The organism is Persicitalea jodogahamensis (assembly GCF_014651615.1).
Taxonomy (GTDB): domain Bacteria; phylum Bacteroidota; class Bacteroidia; order Cytophagales; family Spirosomataceae; genus Persicitalea; species Persicitalea jodogahamensis.
Genome location: NZ_BMXF01000004.1, coordinates 176,697 through 194,649, shown reverse-complemented (window position 1 = coordinate 194,649; position 17,953 = coordinate 176,697). Strand labels below are relative to the sequence as shown.

The following is a 17,953-nucleotide window of genomic DNA, read 5'->3' as shown; positions in this document are numbered from 1 at the left end:
AGCCATGATCTCAAACTACCTCAAACTTACCTGGAAGGTACTGCTGCGGCATCCTTTCTATACTTTCATCACGTTGTTCGGCATCACGCTGACGTTGACCGTGCTGATGGTGCTCACTTCTTTTCTGGACCACTTGCTGGGAACGCATTATCCCGAAACCAAGCGCGACCGGTCGCTGTACATTACCCGCCTGGTGCAAAAGGACACTACGCATCAGGGCCGAAACATGGGGCCGATGAGCTTTGCTTTTTTGAAAGACTACGTCAAGTCTCTCAAAACACCCGAAAATGTCGGCATCGCGACCATTTTCGGTTTTGCCAATACGTACGTCAACGGTAAGCGGATCAAGCTCAACACTAAGTATACCGACGCCGATTTCTGGCGGGTTACCGAGTTTGACTTTGTGGACGGCAAGCCCTATACCGAACGGAACATCGATAATGGTGATCATGTGGCGGTGATTACGGATGACCTGCGCAGGCAGTACTTCGAAGACGATGAAGCTTCGGTCGTTGGAAAATTTATTGATATTGAATCCATTAAATACCGCGTCATTGGCGTAGTGAAGGGTAGTCCCGTTACCCGCCCCTACACCTACGGCGATGTGTATTTCCCGTATACTGCGCCAAAAAGCAACTATCAGGATAAAGGTTTTCGGGGAAGGTACCTGGCCATCGTACTGGCCAAAGACAAGCGGGACTTTCCGGCTATCAGGACCGAATACGCCAGCAACGTGGGCAAAATACCCCTACCCCAAACCGATGGCGGATTCACGTTCCATGAAATGACGACAGAGGCCAATCCCTACCTCGAAGACTTTGCCAGTGTGTTTCTGGACGGCTCCCGAACCACCATTGTATATTCCATCATCGGCTTTCTGATGCTGATGCTCATGGGACTGCCCGCCATCAACCTGGTCAATGTCAACGTGAGCCGGATCATGGAACGGGCCTCCGAAATTGGGGTACGCAAGGCTTTTGGCGCGCCCGCCAAAGCACTGCTCTGGCAGTTTATTATCGAAAATATTTTTATCACACTCATCGGCGGGATGTTTGCGCTGTCGCTGTCCTTTTTAATCATACAGCTGATCAACAACAGCGGCTGGATTCCCTACGCCGACCTCACCATCAACTTTTCGGTTTTCGCGGCCAGCATCGCGGTCTGCCTGGTATTCGGTCTGTTGTCGGGGGTACTTCCTGCCTACCGAATGTCCAAACTCAAAATCGTGGATGCCCTAAAATCCTGATCCCAGGGATTCAACATTCATAACCGCGGGGGCGGACCCCTCATCATTTATCATTCCAATTAGCCATGCTCCGTCATCTTCTCAAACTCATCTGGAATAAAAAGGGCAGCCACTCGCTGCTTATCATCGAAATATGGGCTTCCTTCATGGTACTTTTCGGGGTACTTTCGCTCATCGTCTACAACCTCAACAACTACCTCGAACCCATTGGGTTCGAATACAAAAACGTGTGGGTGGTGGATTTGAACAACAATCAGGACACGACCGCCATTGCCGAAAAAACCACTCAGATCATGCAGCGCATCCGCTCCTATCCGCAGGTAGCATCCGCTTCGCGCATGAGCAGTAATACGCCTTTTTCGGCGAACACCATGAACAATAGTACCAACTACCAGAAAATCTCATCCATGGCCGATGACTACTACACCGACGAGGAATTCAGCAAAACGCTGGACCTGCCCTTAACGGCCGGACGTTGGTACCTTCCCGAAGACCGGGTTTCCAAATCTACCCCGGTGGTGATCAATAAGAAATTGCAGGAGAAGCTGTTCGGAGACGAAAACCCGCTGGGCAAGGTACTTGGTAATAATGATTCAGAGAGCGAAGGCAATCAGAAAACAACCTTTCGGGTAGTGGGTGTGGTCGATAAATTCAAAGCCAAGGGTGAGTTCATGCTGGACAATCCCGCTATTTTCAAACTAATGGACAAAAATGATAAATGGAATAAGCTAGTTCTGATCAAAACCAAAGCAGGGACCGACGCTACATTTGAAGAAAGACTGGTCAAAGACATCGCTGCCATGGCCCCCGGTTGGGGCATTGAAGTGAGCTACCTCACCGAATCACGAAAAAACCGCCACAACCTCACACTGGTTCCGGTCATTATTTTCCTGATCATCAGCGGCTTCCTTCTGACGAACGTCGCCCTGGGCTTGTTCGGAATCCTTAATCTGGGCATTGCCCGCCGTCGCAGCGAAATTGGCCTCCGCCGCGCGATGGGCGCCACAGAAGGAAGCGTCACGGCGCAGTTTTTGGGCGAAATGTGGGTTTTAGCGGCATTCAGTGTTATTTTAGGACTACTTTTTGCCGTCCAATTCCCCATAATGAATGTATTCGACATTGCGGCTGGCGTATACCTGACGGCCATCGCCGCGGCCATCGTCGTCATTTTTGTGATTGTCACGCTCTGCGCCTGGTACCCCAGTCGTCAGGCAGCGCGGGTTCAACCAGCATTGGCCCTTCACGAAGAATAGGTTAAAGATTTGCGGACTGCATTCGAAATCTGTTAAAAAACGCAGAACGCAGCTTGACCATTAACCCTTAACCCCAAAAACTACCTCATCCCTCCACCCAATGATTCTCATTATTGATGACGATGCCGCTATACGAACCTCGCTGACGCTTCTCTTTAAAACGGAAGGTTTTTGGGTGAAAAGCGCGTCATCCGCCACGGAAGCCATGAGAATTCTGGGGGAAGAAACGCCGGAAATAATTTTACTGGATCTGAATTTTTCCATCGAGACATCGGGTGTAGAGGGGATGCAGCTATTGCGGGAGATCAGGGTACTTCACCCCCACGTCCCGGTTATTATCATTACGGGCTGGGGTACCATAGACCTGGCGGTGGAGGGCATGAAACTGGGAGCGAGCGATTTTATTACCAAGCCCTGGCAAAATCAGCACCTGTTACAATCCGTCGAAACAGCGCTGGAACTGTATACTCAGCGTTTGGCAGCCCAACCCAGCGAAAAACCTTTGCCTGCCAGTCGACGAAAGCTGGAAGCGCAATTTAACTTCGACAATATCGTGGGCCAGGACGCCCAATTGCTGGAAATTCTGGAAACGGTAGGCCGGGTAGCTCCAACGAATGCGCCGATTCTGATAACCGGTGAGAGCGGAACGGGCAAAGAACTCATCGCCGAGGCCATTCACCTCAACAGCAAGCGAAAAAAGCATCCGTTTGTAAAAGTTAATTTGGGAGGCATCTCTTCCACGTTATTTGAAAGCGAATTGTTCGGCCACGTGCGCGGGGCTTTCACCGATGCCAAAACCGACCGCGCCGGCCGGTTCGAGATGGCAGACCGGGGGACGATTTTTCTGGATGAAATCGGCGAACTGGATTTGGCCAGCCAGGTAAAATTGTTGCGGGTGTTGCAGGAACGCACCTTCGAGGCACTGGGCAGCAGCAAGAGCCGGACGGTGGATGTCCGGGTAATTTGCGCGACCAACCGCCACCTGGAAGACATGGTGGCGAAGGGTACTTTTCGGGAAGATCTTTTTTACCGCATCAACCTCATCTCCATTCACTTGCCTGCCCTGCGGGAACGCCCCGGAGACATTCCGTTACTGGCGGAGTACTTTGTCAAAAACCTTAAAGAAATCTACCAAAGACCCAATCTCCGGCTAAGCCCGGCTGCTACCCGATGGATGAAGTCGCTGGTAGTGCCGGGAAATATCCGACAGCTGAAAAATATTGTCGAGCGGACGGTTTTGCTTTCTACCAATGAGGTACTTGAAATAGAAGACTTCCAGCGAAATATCAATCCAGCACCCAAATCTGTGTCGCAGAATAAATTACCCGAAGTCGGCACGATTACGCTCGAAGAAATGGAAGAACAGATGATCCGCCGGGCGATGGATTTTCACCAGAACCATGTGTCGAAAGTCGCTCGCTCACTAGGCATCACGCGCTTTGCGCTGTACCGCCGGCTCGAAAAGTACGGAATCACCTATGAGTCGGACGACGTATGAAGTTTTCCACCCGCACCACCTACATCGCTTATATTTCAGTACTACACGTCGTGCTGATTTTTCTGGTTTACAGACTCCTCTTTGAAGATAAACTGCTCTTCATCGCTTCCGAAGTATTTCTTCTGATCTCCATTGGCGTTTCCATCCAGCTTTACCAAAATTTCCTGCGTCCCAATGAATTTATAAAATCGGGGATCGAGGCCATTAAGGAGAAAGACTTTACGATCAAGTTTGTGCCGACGGGCAAGGGCGAAATCGACGTGCTGATCGAGGTTTACAATTTGATGATCGACCAATTGCGGGAAGAACGAACCAAGCAGCAGGCGCAACATTTTTTCCTTGAAAAACTGATTGCCGCCTCCCCCACCGCCATCATCATTCTGGACTTTGACGATTGCATTGCTTCTGTCAATTCCCGGGCAGTTTCCGTTTTTAAGCTGGATATCAAGAAAATAAACGGACAAAAACTCAATGATACGGGCATTCCGTTTTTAAGGAAATTGCATGAAATAAAAAATGGCGAGTCGAAAATTGTCAAGGCGGACGGCGTCCAAAAGTTCAAAGTACAGCGCTCCCATTTTATGGATCAGGGATTCCGACGGTCGTTTTTGTTGATCGAAGAGCTTACCAGTGAACTACTGGAACAGGAAAAAAATGCGTACGGTAAGGTAATCCGCATGATGGCCCACGAAGTGAACAATACCCTCGGCGCCACGGATTCGATTTTACAAACTACCCGGAAAAGTCTGGCCGCATCGGCGGACCGCGCAACGGCGGACCGCGCATCGGCGGACCGCATAAAGTCTAACTTCCCCGAAGATTTTTCCGACCTGCGGGATGCCTTGAAAGTAGCGTCCGATCGCAATCGTCGCCTGACGCGCTTCATGCGGAATTTCGCGGACGTTGTGAGACTGCCTCCTCCCGGTGTGGATGAATTCGACCTGAACCGGCTGGTCGAAAATGTGGTAGTTTTCCTGCAATCTACCGCCCGGCAGAGCGGAATTTCCCTGAAAATAATAAAAAACGAACCTCTGGTCGTAAAAGCAGATTCCGGACAACTGGAACAGGTCTTGATCAACGTAATCCAGAATGCACTTGAAGCCTGCGAAGCCGGGAACGAGGTTCAGGTACTTATTGATGACAATTTAATTATCAGAAATAATGGCAAGCCCATTTTACCCCAGGAAGCACAGCAGCTTTTCAATCCTTTTTACAGCAGCAAGCCCGATGGGCAGGGAATCGGCCTGACCCTCAGCCGGGAAATTCTGCTGAATCACGGATTTCAGTTTTCACTAAAAACGAACGAAGACGGTTGGACGGAGTTTGTGATCGATTGTAACCTATGACTTCCTCAAAAAATTTCGAAACAGAAAAGAAAAGCTATCCTGTGGTTCTCACGATGAAGCCTTGACGACTCGCCGTTAATCTTCCACAAGCGGTTTCCCTTCATAATTCATATCACGATAAGGTACGGTTTCGGTTTCGTCAATCACGTAATTCCATTTCTTAACGTATTCCAAACCAGGTAGAAACTTGTCGTTACGCTCTCGCAGCAATTTGCTGAGACGCCCGTCCAGACTAGCTTGTAAACCTTTGTGCTCAGAATTCCCCACCAGATTATTCAACTGAAAAGGGTCTTTTTCGTTGTCGAACAACTGCCATGGGCCGTTTAGGTCGCGGGTGTAGGTGTATCGCTGCGTCACGATGCCCCGGTATTCCTTGCCGCCCCGGCTGCGCGGCCATTGACCGAAAGGTTGTACGCAGGAAATGAGCGTTTCCGTCACTCCGCTTTTTTGCTTTCCCCGAAGCACTTCGGAATAATCAATACCCTCCATTGATCTAGGCGCAGCCACATTGCTTAACCCGAGCAGGGTGGGCATAATATCAGGTGTGTTCAGCAGGATGTCGGAGACACTTCCCTTTGTGCCAAAAGCCTTGGGATAATGCATCAAAAACGGCACCCGGATGCTTTCATTATAGGGCTGCTGTTTGTTCCACCAGCCGTGCGAGCCGAGCAGATCGCCGTGGTCAGCAGTAAAAACAAAGATGGTATTCTCTTCAATTTTCGTGTCAGTGAGTGCTTTCCAAATCTCTCCCACGTTGTCGTCAATCGCGGCCATGTGGGCGTAGTAGCCGCGCAGGGTTTCGATGGCTTTCTCGCGCTTGCCGGCGGGTACGTTTTCGCGGAGAATGATTTTCTTATCTTCAAACATTTTCCGGTATTTCTCGGGAGCTGTTTGGTAGGGGTCATGCGGCGCGCCCATCGAAACGAAGAGCACGAATGGTTCGTCTTGGTAGGCATGTTTCCTTATGTAGGTAATGGCATCCGACGACTGCTCGGTCACGTCATAGCCATCCCAAACCTTCCTTTCAGGATCATTGCCGATGTAATATTCCGAGTGGTTGTAGTTGTGGGTGCATTCCAACGCTTTCCAGTACTCAAAACCCTGATGTCGAGTGGCCGGGATATAGCTGCGGCGGCCGTGGCCGTCAATGTGCCATTTGCCGATAAAGCCCGTATCGTACCCATTCTGCGCGTAGACTTTCCCCAATGTAACGGCATTGGTATCCAGAAGTACGTCATTCATAAATACCCCGTGGGTGAGCGGATACTGACCCGACATCAAAGAGGCCCGGTGCGGCGAACAGACGGGCATTCCCGAAACGGCATTCCTAACGTTCAAACTCACCCCGGCCAACCGGTCGATGTTGGGCGTGTGGGCATTGGGGTCGCCTGCATAGCCACCTGCCTGCGCCCGCCACTGATCCACCAGAATATACACAATGTTGGGTTTCTTGTCGGCAATACTTACTGAGCGCGGTTTAAAATCGCACAGGAAAAATACCGCGCAAATCAGAAATATATTTTTACAAACTTTCATGGAGATATGATTTTATGAAGGCTGCTCTGACAAGTCGGAGCAGCCTTCTTCATTTATACTATTTTTGAGAGGATGAATTTCGCAGCCTGAGTATTTCCCATCGGTTTCTGCCCGGAATCAAAAGGTCTGGCACTGCGCTTTTTTACTCCAAAATGATACGGGTTTATATTCAAAAGACGGACTATTCAATATCCCGGATTCTGGGTTAGCTTATTCACCAGCACTTCATTGGCCGGAATCGGCGCCAAAAGTTTGTTGGGCGTAATATTGTAGGCCCCCTCGTACAGGTAGGGCTTCATAGCGATTTCCCGTTTGCCATGAGCGGTCATCACTTCAATGGCCTTTCCCGTACGCTTCAAATCATACCAGCGGTGGTTCTCGAAACACAGCTCAACCTGTCGCTCTTTGGCAATCAGGTTTTGCAAAGAAACCTTGTCCGTGGCCGAGATGGGCGTGGTGAGCTTTGCGCGGTTGCGCACCATCTGCACCAATGGAATTGCTTCGCTAGTTTTGCCCTGCTCATTAAGTACTTCGGCTTGCATGAGAAGCACATCGGAGTAGCGCAGGATGGGAAAGTTATCGCCGGCGCGGTTGTCAGGTGCCGCGATGGGCGGCTTGTACTTATTGCAGTAAGGCACAGGTCGTACTTTGTTGTCCCAATCCAGACCATTCCAATAACCAATCGAAACTGCCTTGCGGGCATCGCCTGGTTCGAACGCATTGATGAGGTCGTCGGTTGGCTGGTTCCAGCCGGCACCCACTATATTGATATTGGGGCGGAGCGTCACCGCCCCACCAGAGGTGTGCGGGGCAAACATAAAAATGAATTGATTGGCCACCTCAGCGCTGGCCTCCGAATACTGCATTGCGAAAATAGTTTCCTTATAATCTTTCTGTGCAGGATTGAACACATCTGCGTAATTAGCCAGCAGCTGGTACTTTCCGGAGTTGATCACTGCTGCCAGCGCCTGCTGCGCCTCGGGGTACTTTTTCAGGGTCAGCTGAACTTTGCCCAGCATGCCCTGCGCTGCCCATTCGTTGGCGCGTCCGGTTTCGTCCACGTCACGGGCTTTGGCAAAATGGGCGATTGATTCTGTCAGATCTTTGACAATCTGGGCGTAAACCTGCTCCTCGGTGGAGCGCTTGATCCCTACCGCCTCCTGAGAGCTGATCGGCGAAGTGACGAGCGGAACCCCACCAAACTGCCGCACCAGATTGAAATAATACACTGCCCGCAGGAAAAGCGCTTCCCCCGCGCTGCGGTCCTTATACGACTCCTGGGAAAAAACTACCCCTTCGCGATCGAGTTCGCTCAACAGCTTGTTACAACGGGTGATACCGTTGTAGGATTGATCCCAGAATGCTTCATAAGCGGCGTTGTCGGATCCCAGAATGAATTGGTCGATTACGCCCCGCGAAGCTTCGCCGGTGCGGATGTTGTTCTGGTGGGTCGAGTTATCCGAGCTTAGCTCGGCCAGCACCCAATGCTGGTTCTTCTCGTAGTTGCGCATGGGCACATAGCACCCATTGGCCAGCAGAATGAATTCAGTTTCCGTTTTGTAAAAGTTTCCTTCGTTCAGGGAGTCCTGGGGGTATATCTCCAGAAACTTGTCCGAACAGGAGGTAAGAAATGCGATGAGAAGTAGGAAGGGTATCTTTTTCATGAAATGGGATTTTTAAGGATCAACAAATGGCCATCATTTAAAATGTCACGCTCACGCCAACCGACGAGGTCCGCGACAACGGGTAGGACGAAATATCGAAACCCGGCGAGAGCGTATTGTTGATGTTCCGCGACTGTGCTTCGGGATTTGCCCCTTCGTACTTGGTAAACATGGCCAGATTTTGGATCGTGGCGTAGATTCGGGCCGAGCGAATGAAGCCTGTCTTACGCATCAGGTCGTCGGGCAGGGAATAGCCGATATTGACGTTGGCGATGCGCAGGAACGAAGCGTCCTCAACCCACAGCGAGTTGACACGGTGCCCCCAGCTTGGCGTCAGCTTCGGCACACCGGAAAGCATTCCATTGCCGGGATCTTCGGTACTCCGCCACCGGTCCACCCAGGCGGCACGAACGTTGAAGAAGCCCTGCAGATTGTCTATCGACTGGCGCAGACCGTTCATTACCTGACCGCCCTGCTGTCCGGTGATGATCACGCCCAGCGTGAAGCGCTTATACGAGAGGTTATTGGACAAGCCGAAGGTGAAGTTTGGCTGAGGATTACCGATGATCGCATAATCAAGTACGTCGCTCACGATACCATCGCCATTTACGTCGCGGTACTTTGGGTTCCCTTCGTACACCTGCGGTGTTTTGACGATGTCGGGATTTTCGATGTCGGCCTTGCTGTAAACCCCATCGTTGATAAAGCCATAAAATTGCCCGATGGGCTTGCCGACTACGCTGATGTGCGTCGGATTGCCATCATTACTACCTGACAAAATCCGGTCGCTGTTGTCGTTGAGCGAAAGCACTATATTGCGATTGAAGGCGATGTTGGCATTCACGTCCCACCGCAGCGGGCCTGATATCGGGCTGCCCCCCAGAGAAATCTCGATCCCCCGGTTGCGGACATTTCCCTTGTTGACGATCTGGGAGTTAAAGCCGGTAATGGCCGGGATGACATCGTTGAGCAGCATGTTCCGGCTTTTACGGTTGTAGAAATCCACGGTCAGCAGCAGATTGCTTTTAAAAAGTTCGATATCCACCCCGGCATCAACCTGACTGGACTCTTCCCAGGTGAGAAAGGGGTTGGCTAGACCCACAAATGAAGCCGTCACTAGGTTATTGGCAAAAACGTAAGAGCCTGCATTGATAGCGGCAAGGTGGGAGTAGTTACCAATGTTGTTGTTGCCACTTGTACCGAAACTCGCCCGTAGTTTCAGTGAACTGATCAATCTGTTGTCTTTCAGAAAATCCTCTTCCGATACCCGCCAGGCTCCGGCAATGGATGGGAAGGTAGCATAGCGGTTATTCGCCCCGAAACGCGAGGAGCCATCGGAACGGATGGTGGCAGTCAGCAAATATTTATCCTGAAAGCCGTAGTTGATGCGGCCCAGATACGAGATGATGCTCCACTCATTGATGTTCTGATCCCAGGTACTGATGGTCTGGGCAGCGTTGATGGTTTGAATCAGATCGTTGGCGTACGGACTGGCGCCAATAACAAGGCTGTTGTTGGTACTTTTCTGGGTTGTATAGCCCGCCAGTACATTGATCCGGTGGTTGCCAAATGCTTTGTTATACGTAAGGGTATTCTCAATCAGCCAGTTGAAGCTTTCGCCCCGGTTGTTTGATGCCTGGCCGGTTCCTGCCACAGGTGGGCGATTGGAGCCACCGATCGTGCTGGGTATGAATTGTGAAAACTTAGATGTCGACCAAATGGTGTTCAGGGAAGTCCGCGCTACGAGCTCAGGCAGAATACGCCATTCCAGGAATGCTGAGCCCAGATTTTGAAATTGGGTCTGATTCTGAGAGGTTTCGCGCAGGACGAAGAGCGGGTTGGCGAAGCTCCACGCTGAGTGATACTTGCTTTGTGGTGAGCGCACATAGGGCAGTAGATTTCCGTTTTCATCATAGGGAGACACCACAGGATTAGCCCAGTTGGCCACTCCAATCACGTCTTCCCGGTTGGAGTTGGTGTTTGTGCGGTTTTGCTTGATGAATGTTGGCTGAATTGTCGCCCCGACGGTAATCGCTTTCCCGATTCCGGTTTCTGTACTCAGCTTACCACTGTAACGTTCCACACCCGTGTATTGCAATACTCCATCCTGTTTAAAGTACCCCAGGCTAAAATCCATGCGAGAATCCTCCGAACCTTTCTGAACGCTTACGTTGTAATCATGGATGGGGGCGTCGCGCAGCAACAGGTCGTACCAGTCAGTCCCCTTGCCCTGCAATTGATCCAGGTCGCGGTATTCCGCGGGATAATCGTCCAGGGTCGCTTCCCGGTTCTCGGCCCGGCGCACGGCAATATCGATTTTGTTACGCTGGTACTCGGCAAAATCCCGGGCTCCCATCAAATCGGGGCGTCCCTTCTGGGGTACGGTCTGCACGCCAGTCATGGCCGAAATAGTCACATTCGTTTTGTTGAACGCTCCTTTCTTGGTCGTAATGATAATCACGCCGTTGGCACCCCGCGAACCGTAAATAGCTGTGGAAGACGCATCTTTCAGAATATTGATGCTTTCAATATCATTGGGGTTGATGAGCATCAGGGGGTTCAGGTTCTGATTCAATCCCGCCGAGTAAGGCATTCCGTCAACGACATAAAGTGGCTCGTTGCCCGCACCCAGTGAACCGCTACCGCGAATCCTGACCGAAGTACCCCCACCCGGTGAACCTGAGGGCTGGGTGATTTGCACACCGGCCACCTGGCCAATCATCTTCTGGTCGAGGGTGGCTACGGGCAGATCTTTAATCACATCCTGATTTATCGTCGCCACCGCACCCGTTACATCTTTGGCCTTCTGGGTACCATACCCGACTACCACCACTTCGTTCAATGCCTTGTTTTCGGGCAGCATCGTTATCTGCAGATTAGTCTGACTGCCCAGCAAAATTTCCTGACTGCCCAGCAAAATTTCCTGACTGGCGTAGCCCACAAAACTGAACACCAAGGTAGTTGCCTGGCCATCGGGCGTATCCAGCTCGAATTTCCCATCGGTATTGGTCGTCGTGCCCCGGGTAGTTCCTTTGATCACCACACTTACCCCGGGCAGTCCGCCTCCGGTTTCGTCCTTCACCGTCCCGCTAACCAGTTGCTTCGGCGCAACCACAGGCATATTAAAAAGGCTTGAGGAAGCTTTCTGGGAAGCAGCAGGCTTGGCTGAAAGTATGATTTTCCGTCCGACCAGCTCGTAATTGATCTTCATCGGGGTTAGCAAGTTTTCCAAAACTTCCCCCAGTGTGGCATTTGTTTTCTGGATAGACACCTTTTGTGATGAGCTAATCACCTGAGAGCTGTACACAAACCGCACTTCGGTTGATTTCTCGATGTCGGTCAACACCTGTTTTATCTCTCTGTTTTCTGCCTGCAGACTAAGGCGGCGACTGAGATACTCCTGTGCGTCGGTGGGATGGGCGTACGAAACCCCCATCAACAGAAACAGGATGACACTTTGCGCAAAAGAGAATTTCATCAATTTGAGCAGGACTTGCCCGGTAGTTATTTTTTTCATGTAGGAAAGTATAGGTTAAAGGATTTAGATTCTGATTTCTACGTATGTGCCTGGTGGCTGGCAATTGGGATACAACCCCGGATTTGCATCCACTTTTCACTTACACCCTCTCCCGCTTAGTACAATTTGCCCATCCACAATTTCATAGGAGGCAGAAACGGTTTTGCAGAGTAGGTCCAATTTTTCGTAGAGCGTTTCATTGGACAGCGTAGCGGTAATCCGGCAATTTTGAATGGCTGATTCATCGAACTGAATGGGCACTCCGTATTGCTCCTCCAGCCCTTTCAGGATGTTCGGCAGTGGCGTTTCGTCAAAGCGGATTTCTGACTCAAACAAATGGTCTTTACGCTTTAGCGGAATTGGATTTGCCACCAGGGTTTTGGTAAGCTGATGCAAATCTTTTTCAAAAATAGCGGCCTGGTTAGCCGTGAGGATCAACCCATTGACCTCACGGCTGCCCGCCACCCGATCTGGCTCAGAACGTGATACCGACACTTTGCCCGAAATAACCTGAACGGAGAATTTGTGATCGGCGTCGAAGGCCCGCACTACAAATTGGGTTCCAAGTACCTTGGTGATCATTTCGCCCGTCACGACCAGAAAAGGACGGTCTTGACGCTGAACGGAGAAACTGGCTTCGCCGGTGAGGTACACGATACGTGCCGAGTCGGCAAAGCTGGCCGGATAGCTCAACCGACTATTGGGGCTTAGGACAACCTCAGAGTCATCGGCCAACCTGATGTGCAGAGGTTCAGCGGTCGGATTGTTGGTTTCGACAAGGGTTGGGGAAAACGTGTTTGCGATTGCGGCCAGCTCTTTCTCTGCGCGCCTGTCCGTGAGAATGTACCAGGCCAATCCGGCAACGATAAGCACAAGCGCAGCTGCGGCAAAACGTGTCCATGACCATCGCCCTGCCCAGCGTTTATGTTCGGTGGGCGGAGTTGTTTCCTGAAATTCCCGGACCGTTTCAGCTTCCGCGGCTCGGAGGAATTGCTGTACTTCCTGGCGGATTTCTTTCCCGGTAAGTGTTTCATCAATGGGCCGGCTCGCTCTGATCACAAGCTCGGCCTGGTGCATGGCGGCTTTCTTGCCCGGATTGTTTTGCAGGAAAGCCGGCCAAAATGTTTCTTCCAGGCTCCGGCCTTGTACCCAATCCCGGAAACTTTCGTCACGTATGAAGTCCTCGGCAGTAAATTCTTGGTAGTTTTTCATAGCATTCGCATAAATTCCTTTGCAGGATGATACCGCTTCGGTCAGAATATACCCTGCCAACAGAGTATGCCCAGCATTGCGGTTACCCAATGTTTGCGAAGTGTACCCAATGATTTCTGTAAGAGGTTATACACAGACTGCCGTCCCAGCTGCATGACTTCGGCGATTTGCTCGAAGCTGAGGTTTTGGTGGAAACGCAGGTAGATAAGCTCTTTCTGGCGGGGCGGCAGCTGGTTCATCACCTGTTCCAGCTTACGAAGCTGATAGACTTCGTGCTCTTCTTCAATGAGCCGGAGATCCGCCGAGAACTCTACGGAGAAAGCATACTCCTCAGTCAGGGAATTGTAAAGTTTGTTTTCCTTTTTGGAGAGTTCGCGCAGAATGCGGCTCTTAAGTACGACCAGCAAGTAGGAACGTACATTTTCGACCGAGGCAATGGTCTCCTGCATTTTCCAAAGGCTAAGAAAGATATCCTGGATGCAGTCCTTGACAAACTCCCGCTCACTGTGCATCCGCATCCCCCAGTTAAAAAGGTCGGGATAGAAGCGTTCCATGAGCGTCGCCAGGGCTTCAATGTCGCCCGACCGAAAATCTCGCCAAAGTCTTTGTGCTTCCTCTGTAGATAGCCGTCCGCTCATCACTGATTCTTTTTAAAAAGATGAGCGGGTGCCAGAGAAAACTTAACCTAGTTATTTGAAATTTTTTTTGAAAAAATAAAAGGAAAGACTGATTCTCAGTAAAAGGAGTAAGTGTGTGAAAAGCCTTTCCGTGGGCTTCCCGCTTATTTTGAAATCACAAATTGCACCTTACCCTTTGCTTTTAAGTCCTTACTGGACAGCACTATCCGCTGAACCGGACGATTATCCCATTTGGTTTTGAAACTGCGGTATTCCATTCCTTCGGTGGAAGGCAGGTCTTTGGAAGCCACCCATTTTTTGTCATCGTACCGCAGCGTGACCGTTTGGCCGCCGGGAGTAGTTAGTAATACGCGCCCACCGGCTTGTAAATTGACGTCGCAGACGGTCATGAAGGCTTGTTGCAATGTTGTGGGGCGTTCTTTCAAAGTGTACTCGTCCGAAATCTCAACCTGATTTTTGACTCGGTTTAGCGTCACATTTCGGTTCCAGGCCGTGACACCAGCTTCGGCCGGGTAAGCAGCGGCGATATTCATCGTCAGTTTTGCCTCCTGGGCGTCAATCTTGTTACTGACCTGGCTGGCCCCAAATTCGCGACCCGCTTTTTGACCGATACCGTTGATAATAGGTAAGTTATGGTAGTTGGATTGCGTGAACCAAAGCTCGTAGCGCTGGGCGGAGAAGGTGCGGGCGGTGTAGTTGCCACGCCCGGCGTCGATAATGACGGGTTCGCCGTTCAGGTAAAGCAAAAAATCGCCGACATCATTGTGGTTGTGACTTTCGGCATTGTGCCCGCCATGCGTGGCCAGAAAAAAGCCATTACCCGAGCGTGCCGTCATAACCTGAATATCTGACATCCAGGCATCTTTGACTTTGTCGTACGAATCTGCCGGCTTTTCGATTTTGCTGGCAGTGAGCAAGTTCTCGACGAGGCGAAATCGATGAAATCCTTGCAGTTTGATCGAAGACTCAGGAAACAGACCGTAGGCCCAGCTCCCCATTCCCACCATTCGGTCATCGTTGAGGGCCTTTCCAAACCGGTAGAGCAGCAGTCCGTCCGGCCGTAGTTTAGGGTCGGCATCGGCAAAGTTGACAAAGTAATAGCCATCGACATGGACTTTGTAAAAATAAGCGCCCATGTTTTTTATCAATTGATTGTCGTAAATATTCACCTTACCCTTGGTTGCCTCGTCCAGCATTTCCAGGCAATCATACACGCTGGCCCCGGCGGCAGTCCAGTAGCTGGGCCCTTCGTCGCAACCGCCGTCCTCCCCCAGGCTGTTCAGGTAGATATCGAGTCCTGACATGGCTTTGTGGATCATTTCGGCACGGCGGGTGCCGTCTTTTTCGAGCATCAGGGTGGTGGCGATCCAGTTGGACATGATCCAGGGATTCCAGTTATTCACTCTTTGACCCGGCTTATTCCAGCCGTACTCATTTCCGTGGTCGATCATCGGAAACAGGAATCTAACGTTCGACTCGTGGTAGATTCTTTTTCTTACGAGTGGGTTAATCTTGTCGAGCTGTGCCCCGGCAAAATAATCAGCCAGCGCCAGGGTTGTAGCGGTTTCCGCGGTGAACAGATCGACCACCGGATTTTCGACATCAGGCAGGCCTGTCCCCTTTATATGCGCGGGAACGCCCCAATAACTTTCCTCACAAATAGACCACACCCCGTTCAAAATAGCTTCTACGAAACGGCCTTTGCCTTCTACGCTTTCGGCCACGGCCAGTTCCAGTAACACATTGCGCTTATCGAATGAAATACCCGAATGACGTTCCCGATCGCCCGAGCGGACAAAATCCATTGATATCGAGGCCGAAATAGGCTTGAACTCATAATCCAGATTCCCCTCGGCGGTTTTTATAACATTTTGCAGGATAGAATCAGGTACAGCAGCCTTCCATTCGGCGGGGGTTCGCGGATAGGGTTTCCACTGGTCGTGCAAAGTCACGGATTGCTTTATTTCTGCCAGGGAGTATTTCTGGGCCAGAATATTACGGGGCGTAACTTGCGCGATAGCCTGACTAAAACAAGCGAGCAGGATGAATGATATGGCGTATTTTTTCATGATAGGGAGGTAGTTGATACAACTCGGTGAACTATGATAATTATTGCCGCTCAATGGTATACTCAAACTTATCCTTTGCCTTCAAATCCTTGTTTGTCAACAGGATTCGCTGCACCCGTCGTCCGTCCCACTTGGTCTGAAAGCTGCTGTATTCCATTCCCTCATTGGAAGGAAAGTCGCTGGCCACGCTCCACTTTTTGGGGTCGTAGCGCAGGCTGAACTTCTGGTTTTTCGGCGTAGTGATACGAATTTCACCAGCCGTCCCCCAGTCGACATCGGCGATGGTTATAAATGCCTGCTGCAGGGATTGGGGCTTGGTTTTCATGGTATAGTTGTCACTAATTTCGACCCGGTGTTTGCCTCGATTAAGGGCCACCGTCCGTTCCCAATTCACCAGTCCAGCTTCGGCCGGGTAAGCAGCAGCGATATTCATGGAAAGCCGGGCAGACTGATCGTTGATTGTACTCTCTGCTTTAGATGCACCAAATTCCCGTCCCGGACTCTGACCCAATCCGTTGATGATCGGCAAGTTGTGGTAGTTTGACTGCGTGAACCACAGTTCGTAGCGCTGGGGAGAAAAGGTACGAGCAGTGTAGTTGCCCCGACCAGCGTCAATTATCACAGGTTCTCCGTTGGAGTAAAGCAAAAAATCACCGACATCGTTATGATTATGGCTTTCGGCGTTGTGCCCTCCGTGCGTGGCCAGGAATAGGCCTGAGTTATCACGTGCAGTCATCACTTCAATATCTTCGAACCACGCATCGCGTACTTTCCCATAAGCCGGTAAAGTTTCGCCAATCTGTTTGACAGACATCATGCTCTCGATTTTTCGGGGGCGCTGGTGCCCGGCCATATTCAATTCCTCACCGGGAAATGCACCGAAAGCCCATTTTCCCATTTCAATCATTTTTTCATCATTCAAGGCTTTGCCAAAACGGTACAGGAAAAGTCCCTGAGGAACGCGGGTCGGGTCGGCATCCGCGAAGTTGACGAAGTAATCGCTGTCGATGTGTACTTTGTAGATGTAGGCGCCCATTTTTCTTATGAGCGGATGGTCGAATATCTGCACCTGCTGATTCGTCGCCGCCCCCACTAGTTCGAGGCAGTCATACACACTCCCTCCCGCAGCAAACCAATAGCTTGGCCCTTCATCGCAACCACCATCCTCTCCCAACCCGTTCAGGTACAGGTCCAGACCCAGCATGGCCTGGTGGATCATTTCGGCCCGCCGCGCTTCGTCTTTTTCCAGCGTGAGCGTCAACGAAATCCAGTTGGAGATAATCCAGGGATTCCAGTTATTGACGGGCCGGGTTTTACTCATCCAGCTGTACTCGTCCGCAGTATGCAGCATCGGCTCAAAGATGCGGTGGTTGGTTTCGTAATAGATTCGCTTACGTATCAACGGGTTGATTTTATCGAGTTTGTCGCCGACGAAATAATCGACCAGGCCCAGCAGGGCCGCAGTTTCGGCGCTTACCAGCTCCACCACCGGGCGCTGTACATCGGGCAGGCCGGTGCGGCTAATATGCGCCGGGACGCCCCAAAAGCTTTCCTCGCAAATGGACCATACGCCATTGAAAATGGCCTCGGTAAAACGCCCTTTATCTTCAATACTTTCGGCCACCACCAGCACAAAAAGTACGTCCCGCTTCGGGTAGGCGACACCCCGATGCCTCTCCCGGTCACCCGAACGAACGAAGTCCAGCGAAACGGTGGCGGACACAGGGGGAAACTCATAATCGAGATGGGATTCGGCGGTGGCTATTACTTTCCGCAGCAGGGAGTCGGGCACGGCGGCCTGCCACTCAGCCGGGGTAGTTGGGTAAGGGTGGTAGTTTTGGTGGGATATAAGCGATTTTTTCACCTGATCCAAAGTGTACTTCTGAGCCAGGATATTGCGCGGGGTTACCTGTGCCCAGGCAGAAAACAGTAGTAGGGAAGCTAAAAAAGTGAAGAGTCCTTTTTTCATCAAGT

At 51.1% G+C, this 17,953-nt stretch carries 11 protein-coding genes; 4 read left to right on the top strand and 7 right to left on the bottom strand.

The window, feature by feature from the left end:
• Positions 1-4: 4 nt before the first annotated feature.
• The 4 genes from IE117_RS19140 to IE117_RS19125 all read left to right on the top strand — a co-directional run bounded on the left by IE117_RS19140 (position 5) and on the right by IE117_RS19125 (position 5,343).
• The gene (locus tag IE117_RS19140) at positions 5-1,246 is read left to right on the top strand and encodes an ABC transporter permease (RefSeq protein ID WP_189566141.1); all 1,242 of its coding nucleotides are present in this window, start codon (positions 5-7) and stop codon (positions 1,244-1,246) included.
• Between the two features lie 65 nt (positions 1,247-1,311).
• On the top strand, positions 1,312-2,499 hold the full coding sequence (locus IE117_RS19135) for an ABC transporter permease (RefSeq protein ID WP_189566140.1): 1,188 nt from the start codon (positions 1,312-1,314) through the stop codon (positions 2,497-2,499).
• Between the two features lie 100 nt (positions 2,500-2,599).
• A complete protein-coding gene (locus IE117_RS19130) occupies positions 2,600-3,997 on the top strand; it encodes a sigma-54-dependent transcriptional regulator (protein WP_189566139.1) in 1,398 nt (465 codons plus the stop codon).
• Positions 3,994-5,343: a sensor histidine kinase gene (locus tag IE117_RS19125; RefSeq protein WP_189566137.1), complete on the top strand. Its 1,350-nt coding sequence runs from the start codon at positions 3,994-3,996 to the stop codon at positions 5,341-5,343. Before IE117_RS19130 ends, IE117_RS19125 begins: the two co-directional genes overlap by 4 nt.
• Before the next feature lie 75 nt (positions 5,344-5,418).
• Here the strand turns inward: IE117_RS19125 and IE117_RS19120 are convergent, their stop codons facing one another.
• From IE117_RS19120 to IE117_RS19090, 7 genes are all read right to left on the bottom strand, one after another.
• A complete protein-coding gene (locus IE117_RS19120) occupies positions 5,419-6,879 on the bottom strand; it encodes a sulfatase family protein (RefSeq protein WP_189566135.1) in 1,461 nt (486 codons plus the stop codon).
• A 185-nt stretch (positions 6,880-7,064) separates the two neighbouring features.
• Positions 7,065-8,543, bottom strand: a complete 1,479-nt coding sequence (locus IE117_RS19115) for a RagB/SusD family nutrient uptake outer membrane protein (protein WP_189566133.1) — start codon at positions 8,541-8,543, stop codon at positions 7,065-7,067.
• A gap of 37 nt (positions 8,544-8,580) precedes the next feature.
• Positions 8,581-12,060 (bottom strand): TonB-dependent receptor, encoded by a 3,480-nt coding sequence (locus tag IE117_RS19110; protein ID WP_229581159.1) that lies wholly within the window; start codon positions 12,058-12,060, stop codon positions 8,581-8,583.
• A gap of 96 nt (positions 12,061-12,156) precedes the next feature.
• Positions 12,157-13,272: a FecR family protein gene (locus tag IE117_RS19105; RefSeq protein WP_189566132.1), complete on the bottom strand. Its 1,116-nt coding sequence runs from the start codon at positions 13,270-13,272 to the stop codon at positions 12,157-12,159.
• Between the two features lie 41 nt (positions 13,273-13,313).
• The gene (locus IE117_RS19100; RefSeq protein WP_189566131.1) at positions 13,314-13,910 is read right to left on the bottom strand and encodes an RNA polymerase sigma factor; all 597 of its coding nucleotides are present in this window, start codon (positions 13,908-13,910) and stop codon (positions 13,314-13,316) included.
• Positions 13,911-14,053: 143 nt separating this feature from the next.
• Positions 14,054-15,979 carry a heparinase II/III domain-containing protein gene (locus tag IE117_RS19095; RefSeq protein ID WP_189566130.1) on the bottom strand — a complete coding sequence of 642 codons (1,926 nt, stop codon included), beginning with the start codon at positions 15,977-15,979 and terminating at the stop codon, positions 14,054-14,056.
• Positions 15,980-16,019: 40 nt separating this feature from the next.
• Positions 16,020-17,948: a heparinase II/III domain-containing protein gene (locus IE117_RS19090; RefSeq protein ID WP_189566129.1), complete on the bottom strand. Its 1,929-nt coding sequence runs from the start codon at positions 17,946-17,948 to the stop codon at positions 16,020-16,022.
• Positions 17,949-17,953: the final 5 nt, after the last annotated feature.